Source organism: Erwinia sp. E_sp_B01_1 (assembly GCF_036865545.1).
Lineage (GTDB): Bacteria > Pseudomonadota > Gammaproteobacteria > Enterobacterales > Enterobacteriaceae > Erwinia.
Genome location: NZ_CP142208.1, coordinates 1,535,276 through 1,550,620 on the forward strand (window position 1 = coordinate 1,535,276; position 15,345 = coordinate 1,550,620).

General features: G+C 56.6%; 13 protein-coding genes. 8 read left to right on the plus strand and 5 right to left on the minus strand.

Translation table 11 applies throughout. From position 1 onward, the window contains the following. Positions 1 to 42: 42 nt before the first annotated feature. Complete coding sequence (gene hutU / locus VRC33_RS07490; protein WP_338564136.1) at positions 43 to 1,728, minus strand: urocanate hydratase; 1,686 nt, start codon at positions 1,726 to 1,728, stop codon at positions 43 to 45. 26 nt (positions 1,729 to 1,754) lie between these two features. Then, positions 1,755 to 3,299 carry a histidine ammonia-lyase gene (gene hutH, locus VRC33_RS07495; protein WP_338562418.1) on the minus strand — a complete coding sequence of 515 codons (1,545 nt, stop codon included), beginning with the start codon at positions 3,297 to 3,299 and terminating at the stop codon, positions 1,755 to 1,757. Positions 3,300 to 3,680: 381 nt separating this feature from the next. Here hutH (VRC33_RS07495) and hutC point away from each other — a divergent pair, with 381 nt between their 5' ends. Continuing rightward, a complete protein-coding gene (gene hutC, locus VRC33_RS07500; RefSeq protein ID WP_338562420.1) occupies positions 3,681 to 4,436 on the plus strand; it encodes a histidine utilization repressor in 756 nt (251 codons plus the stop codon). A 94-nt stretch (positions 4,437 to 4,530) separates the two neighbouring features. Here hutC and VRC33_RS07505 read toward each other — a convergent pair whose 3' ends face one another. Both VRC33_RS07505 and VRC33_RS07510 read right to left on the minus strand, forming a co-directional pair. Beyond that, on the minus strand, positions 4,531 to 5,079 hold the full coding sequence (locus tag VRC33_RS07505) for a HutD family protein (RefSeq protein ID WP_338562422.1): 549 nt from the start codon (positions 5,077 to 5,079) through the stop codon (positions 4,531 to 4,533). Then, positions 5,076 to 6,431 (minus strand): formimidoylglutamate deiminase, encoded by a 1,356-nt coding sequence (locus VRC33_RS07510; protein WP_338564139.1) that lies wholly within the window; start codon positions 6,429 to 6,431, stop codon positions 5,076 to 5,078. The genes VRC33_RS07505 and VRC33_RS07510 overlap by 4 nt, the downstream gene beginning before the upstream one ends. A 76-nt stretch (positions 6,432 to 6,507) precedes the next feature. Here VRC33_RS07510 and hutI point away from each other — a divergent pair, with 76 nt between their 5' ends. The 7 genes from hutI (at position 6,508) to hutH (VRC33_RS07545) (ending at position 13,974) form a co-directional block, all read left to right on the plus strand. Next, positions 6,508 to 7,728: an imidazolonepropionase gene (gene hutI, locus VRC33_RS07515; RefSeq protein WP_338562424.1), complete on the plus strand. Its 1,221-nt coding sequence runs from the start codon at positions 6,508 to 6,510 to the stop codon at positions 7,726 to 7,728. Then, positions 7,725 to 8,504 carry an N-formylglutamate deformylase gene (hutG, locus tag VRC33_RS07520; RefSeq protein WP_338562426.1) on the plus strand — a complete coding sequence of 260 codons (780 nt, stop codon included), beginning with the start codon at positions 7,725 to 7,727 and terminating at the stop codon, positions 8,502 to 8,504. The genes hutI and hutG overlap by 4 nt, the downstream gene beginning before the upstream one ends. A gap of 853 nt (positions 8,505 to 9,357) precedes the next feature. Then, positions 9,358 to 10,215 (plus strand): transporter substrate-binding domain-containing protein, encoded by an 858-nt coding sequence (locus tag VRC33_RS07525; RefSeq protein ID WP_338562428.1) that lies wholly within the window; start codon positions 9,358 to 9,360, stop codon positions 10,213 to 10,215. Positions 10,216 to 10,229: 14 nt separating this feature from the next. Further along, entirely contained in the window at positions 10,230 to 10,946 is a 717-nt protein-coding gene (locus tag VRC33_RS07530) for an ABC transporter permease subunit (RefSeq protein WP_338562430.1), read from the plus strand. Positions 10,947 to 10,957: 11 nt separating this feature from the next. Continuing rightward, on the plus strand, positions 10,958 to 11,701 hold the full coding sequence (locus VRC33_RS07535) for an ABC transporter permease (RefSeq protein WP_338562432.1): 744 nt from the start codon (positions 10,958 to 10,960) through the stop codon (positions 11,699 to 11,701). Then, on the plus strand, positions 11,688 to 12,470 hold the full coding sequence (locus VRC33_RS07540) for an ATP-binding cassette domain-containing protein (protein WP_338564141.1): 783 nt from the start codon (positions 11,688 to 11,690) through the stop codon (positions 12,468 to 12,470). Before VRC33_RS07535 ends, VRC33_RS07540 begins: the two co-directional genes overlap by 14 nt. Before the next feature lie 7 nt (positions 12,471 to 12,477). Continuing rightward, positions 12,478 to 13,974, plus strand: a complete 1,497-nt coding sequence (gene hutH / locus VRC33_RS07545; RefSeq protein ID WP_338567698.1) for a histidine ammonia-lyase — start codon at positions 12,478 to 12,480, stop codon at positions 13,972 to 13,974. Between the two features lie 600 nt (positions 13,975 to 14,574). Here hutH (VRC33_RS07545) and VRC33_RS07550 read toward each other — a convergent pair. Further along, the gene (locus tag VRC33_RS07550) at positions 14,575 to 15,204 is read right to left on the minus strand and encodes a flavin reductase family protein (protein WP_338562434.1); all 630 of its coding nucleotides are present in this window, start codon (positions 15,202 to 15,204) and stop codon (positions 14,575 to 14,577) included. Positions 15,205 to 15,345: the final 141 nt, after the last annotated feature.

The window sequence follows — 15,345 nt, forward strand, 5'->3', positions numbered from 1 at the left end:
ATTCACCTCAAAGAGGCCGGGCAGGGCGCCCGGCCAGAAAGGTTAACGGATCATTGGCAGGTTCAGTTCATGTTTAGTCGCGCAGCTCTGGGCCAGCTCATACCCCGCGTCAGCATGGCGCATAACGCCTGTTGCCGGGTCATTCCACAGTACGCGGCCAAGGCGCTTATCCGCTTCCGGGGTGCCATCACAGACGATCACCACACCTGAATGCTGAGAGAAGCCCATGCCCACACCGCCGCCGTGATGCAGGCTGACCCAGGTCGCTCCGCCTGCGGTATTCAGCAGGGCATTCAGTAGCGGCCAGTCGGAAACCGCATCGGAGCCATCTTTCATCGCTTCCGTTTCACGGTTTGGTGAAGCCACAGAACCACAGTCCAGATGGTCACGACCAATCACCACCGGCGCTTTCAGCTCGCCATTGCGGACCATCTCATTAAACGCCAGACCGGCAAGATGGCGCTCTCCCAGGCCCAGCCAGCAGATACGCGCTGGCAGTCCCTGGAAGGCAATGCGCTCCTGCGCCATATCCAGCCAGCGATGCAGGTTTTTATGATCCGGGAAGAGCTCTTTAAGTTTGGCATCGGTTTTATAGATATCTTCCGGATCGCCCGACAGCGCCACCCAGCGGAAAGGCCCTTTGCCTTCGCAGAACAGCGGGCGAATATAGGCCGGAACGAAGCCTGGGAAGTCAAAGGCATTTTTCACCCCTTCCTCCAGCGCCACCTGACGAATGTTGTTGCCGTAATCCACCGTTGGCACGCCCATATGACAGAAGTCGAGCATCGCCTGAACATGAACAGCCATAGACGCGCGGGCAGCTTTTTCCACGGTTTTCGGTTCGGCTTTACGGCTCTGTTCCCAGCGCTCCAGGCTCCAGCCAATCGGCAGGTAGCCATTGATCGGATCGTGAGCCGAAGTCTGATCGGTGACAATATCCGGCTTCATTCCTCCCGCGCTGGCGCGCTTCACCATCTCAGGCAGGATTTCGGCGGCATTGCCCAGCAGGCCCACTGAGATGGCGCGCTTCTCTTTGTTGGCCTTGTCGATCATCTCCAGCGCCTCGTCCAGCGTGGTGGCTTTGTAATCGACATAACGGGTGCGCAGACGGAAATCGATACGCGACTCCTGACACTCCACCGCCAGCACTGATGCGCCAGCCAGCACGCCCGCTAAGGTCTGAGCGCCACCCATGCCGCCCAGGCCAGCGGTGAGGATCCATTTGCCGCTGAGATCGCCGTTATAGTGCTGGCGGCCTGCTTCGGCAAAGGTTTCAAAAGTGCCCTGGACGATGCCCTGCGCACCAATATATATCCAGGACCCGGCGGTCATCTGGCCATACATCATCAGGCCCAGTTTATCGAGCTCGTGGAAATGATCCCAGGTTGCCCAGTGTGGCACCAGGTTAGAATTGGCAATCAGCACGCGTGGGGCATCGGCATGGGTGCGGAACACCCCCACAGGCTTGCCGGACTGCACCAGCAGCGTCTCTTCCGGTTGCAGCGCCTTCAGCGATCGTAAAATTTGCTCGAAACACTCCCAGTTTCGCGCGGCTTTACCGATGCCGCCGTAGACCACCAGATCTTCAGGACGCTCGGCCACATCCGGATCGAGGTTATTCTGAATCATGCGATATGCCGCTTCAATCAGCCAGTTGGCACAGTGAAGTTCGCTGCCATGAGGCGCGCGCACTTCACGGGCCATTGCATTACGTAAATTGTCACTCATCATCTGATCCTTAAATTGGGGGTTACTTAACGTGCTGCACTGGGAAAAAGGGCGGCGACGGGCGCAGGCCAGCTGTCGCGGCTTGCCCATAACTGCATCTGTTCGATATCCGGGGCCATCAGGCGATCTTTCTCAAGGAAAGCTACCCGCTTGCGCAGGGCGGCCAGTTCACTTTCCAGCAGCGGGGAGCTTTGCAGCGGACGATTGAAATCAATGCCCTGGGCGGCTGCCATCGCTTCAATGCCCACCACGGCGGCGGTGTTGAAACACATCGCACCCAGACGGCGGGCGGCGTAAGTGGCCATCGAGACGTGATCTTCCTGATTGGCGGAGGTGGGCAGGCTGTCCACGCTGCCGGGATGTGCCAGCGATTTGTTCTCAGAGGCCAGTGCCGCAGCGGTAACCTGAGCAATCATAAAGCCGGAGTTTACGCCCCCCTCGTTGACCAGGAAGGGCGGCAGACCGGAAAGGCCGGTATCCAGCAGCAGGGCCATACGGCGTTCGGAGATGGCACCGATCTCGGCAATCGCCAGCGCGAGAATATCGGCGGCAAAGGCGACGGGTTCGGCATGGAAGTTGCCGCCAGAGATCACGTCGCCTGTCTCACTGAACACCAGCGGATTATCTGACGCGGCATTGGCCTCAATCTGCAGGATTTTTGCCGCATGGATGAGATTATCCAGGCAGGCTCCCATCACCTGAGGCACGCAGCGAATGGAGTAGGGATCCTGTACGCGGCCACAGTCAGCATGCGAGTCCAGAATTTCGCTGCCTTCAAGCAAAGAAGAGACAGCGGCAGCCACCACAATCTGACCGTGCTGGCCGCGCGCTTCATGAATACGATGATCGTAAGGTTTGATCGAGCCTTTGATCGCTTCCAGCGACAGGGCACCGGCAACCAGACCCGCCGCAAAGACCTTTTCACCCTCAAACAGACCCCGGAGCGCCAGTGCGGTAGAGACCTGGGTACCGTTAAGCAGAGCCAGACCCTCTTTGGGACCGAGCACGAAGGGTGCCAGACCCGCCAGTTTCAGGCCTTCGGTCGCCGGGATACGTTTGCCTTCAACCCGGACATCGCCTTCGCCTAACAGCATCAGCGACAGGTGCGCCAGAGGAGCCAGGTCGCCAGATGCACCCACCGAACCTTTTTCCGGAATGCAGGGCATAACGCCGGCATTGAACAGCGCCAGCAGGCCATCAATCAGTTCGATGCGCACGCCGGAATGACCCCGGGCCAGGCTAATCACTTTGGTGGCAATAATCACCCTGACCACGTCATCAGGAAGCAGTTCGCCGATGCCCACGCTGTGCGAAAGCACCAGGTTGCGCTGCAACTCTTCCAGGCGCTGGGCAGGGATAGAGGTTTGAGCCAGCTTGCCAAAGCCGGTATTGATGCCATAGGTCACCTTGCCCGCATTGACGATGGCTGCAACGGTGTCCCGCGACTTAAGAACGCCGGCACGAGCGTGTTCATCCAGCGCCAGACGGACCTCTCCGTGATAAATGCGTTTAAGCATCGCCAGATCCACTTTTCCGGGGACCAGGGTACAAAGTTGCGGGGTGGCTGACATGGTATACTCCTGTATAGACAAGTTGGTAAGTATTCGGCCCTTCTGAGGGCGGCCAGCGCAGTCAATCACCGGCGAATAACAGATAGCTTTCTGCAGTGAAGCAGATGTGTATAGTCTTGTCTATACAATTAGCAATGCTTGTGCCAGGTCGATCACAAAACTTTTACCAGACCCTGTTGGCGCATCAGGTACCCGTTTGCGGGACGTTCAGCAGCAAATCTTGTGCACCGGGTCTGAGGAATCTGCTGTCGCCTGTTAAAGGCTGCGCCATGCCAGGGCAGAATGCTCAACGGTGGTGCAGTCAACGCCGCCCAGATGTATATACATTTAGCACCGTTGACAGTAAACTGGTTAAAGTTTTTTCATCAAGGAAGCTTTACTATGGTTGACCAGACTGCCATTTCTCAACTCTCTGCTGCCATGAGCGATCTCCCGGCGCCCATTTATCAGCGGGTGAAGCAGGCGATTATCAGCCAGATTTCCGAAGGCGTCTGGAAACCCAATCAGCGAGTCCCTTCCGAAAGTGAGCTGGTGAATGAACTGGGCGTCAGCCGGATGACCATCAACCGCGCATTACGCGAGCTGACCAGTGAAGGGTATCTGCTTCGTATGCAGGGTGTGGGTACCTTTGTTGCCGAGTCCAAGGGCTATACGGCGATGCTGGAAGTGCACAATATTGCAGAAGAGATCGCCCAGCGCGGCCATCGTCACAGCTGCAAAGTGGTGGAGCTTCGCAAAATCAAGGCCGATCCGGAACAGGCAGCCGTGCTGGGGCTAACCACAGGTCACGCCATTTATCATTCAGTCATTGTGCATTTCGAAAATGACCTGGCGGTACAGCTTGAAGATCGCCTGGTGAATCCGCTGGTGGCTTCTGACTATCTGGAACAGGATTTTCAGACGCAAACGCCTTATACCTATCTGATGCGTGTCGCACCCTTAACGGCGGGAGAGCATATTGTGGAAGCGGTATTGCCGGACCGCCAGCAGTGCGGTGCTCTGGCGATCGAATCCAACGAACCCTGCCTGCTGATCCGTCGCCAGACCTGGAGCGATGCGAAAATCGTCACCTACGCAAAACTGCTCTATCCGGGGTCGCGCTATAAACTGCTGGGCCGCTTCAAAGGTCACGGATGATTGCGGGTTTTCAGGGCCGTAACTGACCCGTTCGTTGCGTAAACGCCCAGGCCTGAAGTCAGGCCATGAGGCATCACGGCCGGTGATGCCGACGTTATTTCTCTCCGATCAGCGCTACCAGCAGCAGCGCTTCCGAAGAAGCCGGATCCAGCGGCTGCCCGTCGCTTTGCCACCATGCCCCCTGACCCTGTTGCAGCCTGAGGTCGCCGGTAATCCATTCGCCAGCCAGCACGTACACCACCCCTGATGCCGCGCTGTCCGGGGAAAATGCCTCACTGATTACCCCGACATCGGCCCGGTGCGTGTCACGACGGGTCATCACATTAAAGTCACTGCTGACGCCCCCACTGAGCCTTGCATGGATCTGATCTTCACCAGCAAAGGCAAACGGCTGATGGCGGAGTAGCTGCTGGCGGTATTTTCCTTCGGCATTCAGTTCCACGCCTTCCCCTTCCAGCAGGGTAATCACCCGGTCGATGCCGTGAAAGCGGGAAAAGGCGCCGTCTGTGGCCAGGGTCGCTATGCTGATGCGCCAGCTGAAATCGGTGGCCTCAGGCGGAAAACTGATAATTTCGCGGGTTTCTCCCCCGCCATTCCGCCAGCGGCTGACGGGCAGGGTGTTGCTGTCATAAAAGTGGATCATTTCAGCGCCTCAATGACCGTACGTAAAGCCGCGTCGGCCTGTTGCTGCATCGGGTGTTTTCCCTGGTAAATAACCTGGCGGCCCGCGACAAATACATCCTGGATCTGTCCGCGCTGCCCGGCAAACAGCCAGCGGTTGAGCAGGGCGTGGTTTTCGGTGCTTCCCAGCAATGCATCATCTGCCAGCACCAGCCAGTCTGCGCGGTAGCCGATGGCAAGCTGGCCCATCTTCACGCCACAGGCTTGCGCGCCGCCCTCCAGGGCCTGGCGATAAAGCAGATCGCCCACCGAGGTTTGTTGCCCGCTCACAATCCGGTTGCGGCGACGATCGCGCAGACGCTGACCGTACTCCAGCCAGCGCAGCTCTTCCACCACGTCCAGCGACACATGGCTGTCTGAACCAATACCCCAGCGGCCACCCTGAGCGATGTAGTCCGTTGCCGGGAAAATGCCGTCGCCCAGATTGGCCTCGGTAGTGGGGCAAAGTCCGGCAACAGCGCCACTGGCGGCGAGGCGGGCGACTTCGCCTGGATCGAGGTGCGTGGCGTGGATCAGGCACCACCGGGCATCCACATTAAAGCGGTTTAACAACCAGCTGACCGGACGTTCACCGCTCCAGGCCAGACTGTCGTTGACCTCTTTTTCCTGCTCGGCGACATGAATATGTACCGGCAGGGAGGCCGGGGTCGCATCCAGTATTTCACGCATCTGCTGTTCGCTGACCGCGCGAAGCGAGTGGAAGCAGATCCCCTGATTGTGCAGCGGCTTGTCGGTAATCAACTCCGCCACCCGTTTCTGCTGGCGCAGATAGCTGGCGCTGTCCTGAATAAAGCGTTTCTGGCCCGGCTGAGGCGGCTGCGCGCCAAAACCGGCGTAGCTGTAAAGGACGGGAAGCAGCGTCTGACCTGTTCCGGCCCGCTCTGCTGCGGCAATCAACTGCTGCAACATGTCATCGTTGGGATAGGGCGTGCCGTCGGTGTCATGATGGAGATAGTGGAATTCAGCAACCTGGGTATAGCCGCCTTTCAGCATATCGATATAGAGATGCGTGGCGATATCCCCTACCTGCGAGGGCGAAAGGCGTTGCACCATGCGATACATTAAATCCCGCCAGGTCCAGAAGCTGTCCTGCGGATCGCCAGCCATTTCGGCAAGCCCGGCCATTACCCGTTGAAAAGCGTGGGAATGGAGGTTAGCCATTGCCGGGATTACCGCGCCATTCAGGCGTTGAGCATTATCCGGCGGGGAATCGGGTGTCAGAGAATGGATAAATCCTGCAGGGTCTACTTCAATCAATACGTTGTGATGCCAACCGTCCACCAGCAGGACGCGAGGCGCAAAATAGCGAGCCATCATGGTTGCTTCCCAGACAATGTAGTTGTATATACATATACATACTTATGAAACAACAGTAAAGCCGGGAGAGAAGATGAGCGGTGAACTTCGCTGTGACAGCCTGTGGTACGGTGCCGATATCGTCACAATGCAGGACGGGAAGTATAGCATCATCCAGAACGGGGCTATTGCGGTTCAGCAGGACAGGATTATCTGGATTGGGCCCTGGAAAGAAGCGAAACATATCAAAGCGGAGATCCACAATAATCTGGGCGGTGGAATAGTGACTCCAGGGCTGGTGGATTGCCATACGCATCTGGTGTTCGGTGGCGATCGCAGCCATGAGTTTGAGCAACGCCTTAATGGTGTCAGCTACAGCGAGATTGCCGCGCAGGGCGGGGGGATTATTTCCACCGTTACCGCCACCCGTAAAGCGTCGCTGGAGCAGCTGGTGGCCAGCGGCGGCTGGCGGCTGGAGCGGCTGCTTGCCGAGGGGGTGACCACCGTTGAGATTAAATCGGGGTACGGGCTGGATAAAGAGAGCGAACTGCGGATGCTGAAGGCTATCCGTCAGCTGGCGAAACAGCATCCGGTTCAGATCCAGGCAACCTGTCTGGCCGCCCACGCCACACCCCCTGAATTTAAAAGCGATCCCGATGGCTGGATCACCCTGATTTGTGACGAATTGCTGCCTCAGGTAGCCCACGAAAAACTGGCTGACGCCGTGGATGCCTTTTGTGAACATCTGGCTTTTTCACCGGCGCAGGTCACCCGCGTGTTTGAAGCTGCGCAGCGTCTGGGATTGCCGGTGAAGCTGCATGCGGAACAACTGTCTTCCCTGGGCGGCAGCACCCTTGCAGCAAAATTTCATGCGCTTTCCGCCGATCATCTTGAATACGCTACCGAAGCTGATGTGGCGGCGATGGCTGAAAGCGGCACGGTCGCCGTTTTGTTGCCTGGTGCTTTCTATTTACTGCGTGAAAAGCAGGTTCCTCCCGTTGAACTGTTCCGCAAATACAAGGTGCCGATGGCGCTGGCAAGCGATGCCAATCCGGGCACTTCTCCGGCGTTGTCGCTGCGTCTGATGTTGAATATGGGCTGCACGCTGTTTGGCATGACGCCGGAAGAAGCGCTGGCTGGCGTTACTCTTCACGGCGCGCAGGCGCTGGGGCTGGGTGAGACGCAGGGATCGCTGGAGACCGGCAAGTATGCTGATTTCGTCCACTGGCCGCTGCAACGACCGGCCGAGCTGGTTTACTGGCTTGGCGGGCAACTTCCCTGCCAGGTTATTTTCAGAGGAGAGGCAATACGATGAAACCGTTTGAGTTTACTCAGGGAACCCTGCCGCTGCTGTTCAGCGCCCCTCATGCCGGCACGGCGCTGACGCCAGAGGTGGAGCAGGGGTTAAGTGATGCCGCCAGAGGCTTGCCGGATACCGACTGGCATATCCCACAGCTGTATGATTTTGTGCGAGAAATGGGTGCCAGCGTGCTGGTGGCCAACTATTCCCGTTTCGTTATCGATCTTAATCGTCCTCCCGATAATCAGGCGTTATATAGCACTGCCACCACCGGTCTTTATCCTGAAACGCTGTTTGATGGCACGCCTACTTTTAAGCCAGGTATGACGCCAACCGACGCTCAGCGTCAGGGGTATCTGGAGAGGATCTGGACGCCTTATCATCAGCAGATTCAGCAGGAGCTGGCACGCATAAAGCAGCAGTTTGGCTATGCGCTGTTGTTTGATGCGCACTCGATTGCTTCGGTGATCCCACGCCTGTTTGACGGAAAACTGCCGGATTTGAATCTGGGCACCAACGGTGGGGAGAGCTGTAGCCCGGCTGTTACTTCAGCGCTGACCCATTTATGCGAGTCCCAGTCGGAGTTCAGTTGGGTGGTGAATGGCCGGTTTAAAGGTGGCTATATCACCCGTGCCTGGGGCAAGCCCGAACAGGATCAGCATGCGGTGCAGCTGGAGCTGGCCCAGTGCAATTATATGGATGAAACGCCGCCGTTTGGCTGGCGGGGCGACAGAGCCGCTGCTTTGCAGCCGCTGCTGAAAAAGATTATCGCAACGCTGTTGCAGCGCTGAAGCCTGATGGGCTTTATCGTGGGAGAGGGGATTGGTGCAGCACACTAATTTGCCTGCATGTTTTCGTGCCTGGTCAGGGAGAGGGGGTTGGTGCAGCTCACTAAGTTGCCTGCATGTTCCAGTGCCTGGTCAGGGAAAGTGGTTTGGTGCAGCTCACTAAGTTGCTTGCATGTTCCCGTGCCTGGTCAGGGAAAGTGGGCTGAACACAAAGACGCAAAAAGCGTCGTCCCTGACAGCTCGGCTCGCCACGTCCATGTGGCGAGACGCTTTGCTTATCAGCCCACTCTCCCTTCCCGTTAGCTTCAGTTTTGCCTGCCAGGATGGGGATACACAGGTCAAAATACGTATGGGCTGTGCCAGGGATGCAATGAAATTATTACCGATACCGGTTAACAGCGTGCAGAGGTTTTTTCTGCACTCTTACAGGGCCGCTATGCACCTGAAAAGCGCAGGTACCTTCCTGAAAGACGTTGTCTGTTCTTAACCTCCGGCATTTTCTCCCAGAGTAGCCCTCATGTAAGTGGATAAACACCTCTGTTATAAACGGCGCACGCAGCTGAATTTGCCTGCTGATATCAGGTATCCCGCTATACCTGAACCGGATTTTCATAAGCTTCACCCGGGGGATGGCATAAAAATTGCTCTGGTTGTATGTACAAGACATAACAACCTGTGACACAACTTATTAACATAGAGTGCGTCACAGTTTTATCTCTGAGCACGGGAAGAGTGAGCTGTTTGGTTGTATATACATGACATGGCTACTCAGCATCTCTTCTCTTTTAACAGACATTCACCGGTTTCGGGCGGGCGCATTGCCCTCGTCCGGCCATCATTTCTCCAGGAGCGCTTGATGAAACATCTGTCAGTCCGTCGGGTAGTGCTTACCTCTATTGTTACTTCCGCCCTGCTTTGCGCATTACCTTCACAGGCTAAAGAGTGGAAATCGATCACCATTGCCACCGAGGGAAGCTATGAACCCTGGAACCTGACCTTACCCGGCGGCAAGCTCAGCGGTTTTGAACCGGAACTGATGGCAGATTTATGCCAGCGAATGAAAATCAGCTGCAAGCTGGTGGTGCAGAACTGGGACGGGATGATCGCCGGAATGCAGGCTGGTAAATACGATGTGATCATGGACGCGATAGTGATCACGCCTGACCGCCGGAAGGTCATTGATTTTACCCTGCCCTATGCCTCCACCCCGGCCAGTTTTATTACTACCAAAAGCGGTGGCGTGCTGCCTGCGGGCAGCGGCCCGGAAAAGATCGTCAAACTGCATGACGATCCTAAAGAGATTGAACCGGCAATTGCCAGTCTGAAAGCGGCGCTCAAGGGTAAAACCATCGGCATCGCCTCGGGCACTGTCTATACGCCTTTCATCGATAAATACTTCAGGGATGTAGCCACCGTGCGTGAATACAACGCCTCGGCGGATGCGATTCTGGATCTCCAGGCTGAGCGAATCGATGCCGTTTTTGATGACGTGACCTTTGCTAACTCGGTGCTGAGTAAGCCTGAAAACAAAGATTTGCAACTGGCTGGCACCCAGCTTGGCGGGCCGGTTTGGGGCGAGGGCGAAGCCTTGGGCATCCGCAAATCCGATGGCGATCTCAAAGCGAAACTGGATGAAGCGATCAAAGCCGCGCTGGCCGATGGCACGGTGAAAAAGCTCAGCGAAAAGTGGTTCAAAACTGACGTGACGCCTTAAGCGGGGAGTGAACAATGGCCATTCTCGGATTTGGTGAAAATGGCTGGGGATCCTTAATCCTCAGCGCGGCGCTGACCACATTGCTGCTCTCGCTGGTGGCGATGATGGTAGGAGCGGTGGTGGGCAGTGGAGTGGCTGCCGCCAAGCTCTCTCCCCGTCGTCCGGTGCGCTGGCTGGGTGATGGCTATTCAGTGATATTTCGCGGCATACCGGAACTGTTGATTATCTATCTGTTTTATTTCGGCGGTTCCGGGCTGATTACGCAGATTGGCCAGCTTTTTGGGGCGGATGGCTTTATAGAGGTGCCGCCTTTCTTGATTGGTGCGCTGGCGATAGGGCTGATTTCTGCCTCCTATCAGGGAGAGGTTTTCCGTGCGGGCAGGCTGGCGCTGAACGCTGGTGAGGTCGAAGCGGCGCAGGCTATCGGCATGCCGAAGTGGCGTATTTTGCAGCGCATTATTCTGCCTCAGGTGGTGCGCTATGCCTTGCCGGGGCTGTCGAATGTCTGGCAGATGAGCCTGAAAGATTCCGCGTTAATCTCGGTCACCGGGATTGTGGAATTGATGCGGGCCAGCCAGGTTGCGGCAGGCTCGACGCGCCAGTATTTCACCTTCTATCTGATTGGGGGCATCTGCTATCTGGTGTTGACCCTGCTCTCGAACACGGCATTTAAAAAGGCAGAACAACGCCTTGGCCGCGCCCATCAAAGCCGCACTGCGGCCCACAGTTAACAGGCGGTCAGATGATTGATTTTCCTTTCCTGACGGAAACCTTCCTCAAGCTGGCGGCGGCGTTGCCGACTACGCTGGGGCTGTTTTTCTCCTCCTTTGTGCTGGGCGGGCTGCTGGCGCTGGTTATCCTCGCCTTGAGAATGAGCCGTAATCGCCTGCTGAGTGGTTTTGCACGGCTCTATATTCTGGTTTTTCGCGGCTCACCGCTGATGATCCAGCTGTTCCTGATCTATTACGGGCTGGGGCAGTTTGAAGTGATCCGTCACAGCTTTGTCTGGCCGGTGCTGCGCGAGCCGTTTTTCTGCGCGGTGGTGGCGCTGGCCTTGTGTACTGCTTCCTACACAGCAGAGATTTTTCGCGGCGGGTTGCTGGCAATCCCTTCGGGCCAGATTGAAGCGGGAATGGCCTGTGGCATGTCCCGCTGGCTGCTGCTGCGCCGCATTATCGCGCCAGTGATGTTGCGTTATGCGTTGCCTGCTTATTCTACCGAGGCGATCCTGCTGGTGAAATCCACCGCCCTCGCCAGTCTGGTTACCGTCTGGGATGTGACCGGAGTAGCTCAGCAAATTATCCAGCGTACCTACAGGACGATGGAAGTTTTCGTCTGTGCCGCGCTGATCTACCTGATCCTCAATTTCATTATCGTCCAGATCTACGCCTGGACTGAGCGCAGGCTTTCACCTCGTCTGCGCCCGGTGGAGGCCGATTTGCCTCTGCCCGTTCCCCCTGTGATTGCCGGAGATAAACATGAATAACCCCGTCACCTTGTCGATGAGCGAGATCCGCAAGTCCTTCGGCTCGCTGGAGGTGCTGAAAGGCATCTCGCTGGAAGCCAGAAAGGGCGATGTTATTTCGATTCTCGGGGCCAGCGGCTCCGGAAAAAGTACCTTTCTGCGCTGTATTAATCTGCTGGAGATGCCAGATTCCGGCGTGGTGAGCGTGGCGGGTGAAACCATTGAGATGAAACGCCATGCGCGCGGTCATCAGATGGCCGCCAGTCACCGGCAGGTGGAGACGCTTCGCTCACGACTGGGGATGGTCTTCCAGAGTTTTAATCTGTGGTCGCATATGACCGTGTTGCAGAACGTGATTGAAGGGCCGTTGTACGTGCTGAAGCGAAATCGCAAAGAGTGCGTTGAACAGGCCGAGAAGATCCTCGATCGTGTGGGTTTACTGAATCGCAAAGAGTTTTACCCGTCACAGCTTTCCGGTGGTCAGCAGCAACGGGTAGCCATTGCACGTGCGCTGGCGATGGAGCCGGAAGTGATGCTGTTTGATGAACCCACTTCAGCGCTGGATCCGGAGCTGGTGGGCGATGTGCTGAAAGTGATGCGCAGCCTGGCTGATGAGGGACGTACCATGCTGGTGGTCACTCATGAGATGGGTTTTGCCCGTAACGTTTCTAACCGGGTGGTGTTTATGCATCAGGGAACCATCGACTGTGAAGGGGAGCCGGAAGCGATGTTTGGCGATCGGGGCTCACCGCGTTTTCAGCAGTTTATTTCCAGTCACCGGGCGGGTTGAGATGAGCATGACAGAACTGGTGACCTGGGGCGATTCGCGTTTGCACTGGCAGGATGTGGTCCACGTGGCGAAGTCATCGGCCAGGCTACAGTTGAGCCTGGCCGCCTGGCAGCGTATTCATACCGCCAGGGAGATTGTTGGCCTGATCGTCAGCGAAAAGCAGGTAGCTTACGGCATTAATACCGGACTGGGTGCGCTGTGCAATATCACTCTGGAAGAGGATCAGCTCAGTTTACTTTCACGCAATACTTTGTTGAGCCATGCCTGTGGCGTGGGGCCAAAGCTCACTGACGTTCAGGCCAGAGCGATTATCTGTGCGGCGGTAGCCAATTACAGTCAGGGGAAATCCGGCATTTCCCCTGGGGTGGTACAGGGATTGATCGCGCTGTTGAATTGCGGCATTACTCCGCAGATCCCTTCGCAGGGATCCGTGGGCTACCTGACCCATATGGCGCATGCTGGTCTGGCGCTTATTGGGATTGGCAACGTGAGCTATCGCGGAGAGATTATTCCGGCAGCCGCGGCGCTGGCGGCAGAGGGGTTGCAGTCCTGTAAGCTGGGGGCAAAAGATGGGTTGAGCCTGGTTAACGGCACGCCGTGTATGACCGGGCTAAGCTGTCTGGCGCTTGAAGGGGCCAGTCGTTTGCTGGCCTGGGCAGACGTCACCGGTGCGATGAGTTTTGAAGCCTTACGCGGCCAGCAGGAAGCCTTTGATGCTGAAATCCTCGCCCTTAAGGGCAGCATGAATGTGCAGATTGTCGGAGAGAGGTTGCGGCAGCTGATTGCGGGCAGCCAGATAGTAGAGGAGAGCAAAGGGATCAGAACGCAGGATGCGCTGAGTTTGCGTTCGATGCCGCAGATTCATGGTGCCTGTCGCGATCAGTTTGACTATGCCGCCCGGCAGATTGAGACGGAGCTGAATGCTGCCACGGATAATCCGCTGGTGTTAGGCACCCCGGAAAGCTGGCGGGTGGTTTCTCAGGCTAATCCTCACGGCGAGTCTGTGGCGATGGCGGCGGATGCATTAGCGATTGCTCTGGCGGAGTTAGGCAGCGTAGCGGAGCGAAGGCTTGATCGGTTGATTAATCCCCTGGTGAGTGGGCTGCCCCCCTTTCTGGTGGCCGAGCCGGGTGTCAATTCCGGCATGATGATTGCTCAGTATGTGGCCGCGTCGTTGTGCGGTGAGAACCGGCAGCTTGCACAACCGGCAGTGCTGGATAATTTCGTGACTTCTGGTTTGCAGGAAGATCATCTCAGCATGGGGACCAGCGCGGCACTGAAATTGCTGAAGCTGGCGGAGAATACCGTTCAGATTCTGGCGATCGAATATCTGCTTGCCGCGCAGGCGCTGGATTTCCATGATGCCGCCAGAGCAGGCGAGGGGACAAAGCGCGCCTGCAAGCTGTTACGGCATGAGGTGGCAACCTGGACAGAAGACCGGTGGTTAGCCCCAGAGATTGAGAAAGCCGCCGCGCTGATTCGGTCTGTGCATATTGCGGTGTGAAAGGGGTGTTGCCTGGTCAGGGAGCTTGCTAAGTTGCCTGCTTTTTCGATGCCTGGTCAGGGAGAGTGGATTGGTGCAGCTCACTAAGTTGTCTGCATGTTCCAGTGCCTGGTCAGGGAGAGTGGGCTGAACACAAAGACGCAAAAAGCGTCGTCCCTGACAGCTCGGCTCGCCACGTCCATGTGGCGAGACGCTTTGCTTATCAGCCCACTCTCCCTTCCCGTTAGCTTCAGTTTTGTCTGCCAGGGTGGGGATACACAGGTCAAAACAAACTGAGTTTGTGCCGGGAATGCAATGAAGTCATCATCGATACAACTGCTTATCAGCCCACTCTCCCTTCCCGTTAGCTTCAGTTTTTTCTGCAGGGATGGGGATGCCCAGGTCAAAACTCGTACGAAACTGGCTTGTGTATCCACCTGACTGCCCAACCGCACTGAAGTTTTTGGGTGGCGCCCCGGAGCTCGTTAGCCGAGTGTCTACCGCATGGATGCGGCAGCCAAGCCTACATGGATGTATTTACGGCGTCTCGGATAACGAGCTCCGGGGGGACGCCTTTTCGCCGCAGCCTGTTTTGAACTTAATCCTTTAGTCCTTTAATTGCTACTTCCGGGCATCAGGCCGCACAAGGTCGAATCGTGAAGCTTCTTCAATGGCGTAATAAGCACTGGGGCCGCCCGCGCGCAGGATTGGGTTGGCTTTTGCGGTCTGGTAAATGCCCTCTTCCAGCAACGCAGGATCTATATGAATAGCTACCACTTCGCCGAACACCATCCATTGTTCCAGCTTCTCGCCGCCGGTGCCTTCCAGCTGTAACACCTGAGTCAGTTTGCATTCGAAATTCACCGGGCTTTCCGCCACCATGCTTACGTTGACCTGCGTGCCTGGCAACGGTGTCAGACCGGCAAGCGCAAACTCATCTTCGCCTCTGGGGACGGAGGCTGAACTCTCATTCATCGGCACGGCCAGTTCGCGGGTGGCAAGATTCCAGACGAATTCACCGGTCTCGACAATATTGGCCACGCTGTCTTTCCAGCCCTGGCTCGAAAAACCAATGATCGGGGGCTTGTAATTGAAGCAGTTAAAAAAACTGTAAGGGGCGAGATTGCGCTCGCCTTTGGCACTCTGCGAGCTGATCCAGCCAATCGGACGCGGCCCGATAATAGCGTTAAGCGGATCGTGGGGTAAACCATGGCCAAGACGGGGTTGATAGGAGTAACGGGAGTGGGTCATCAGAACGCCTTTGTCCTTATCATTCAGGAAGTGTCTTACCCGCAATAAGCCGCAGGTAAAGCGGGATTCAATCATAGTAGCTGAAGAGAGTGTGGAAAAAAGCCGGGAATTGTTTACGATCTTTACCGTAGCAGGTATCTT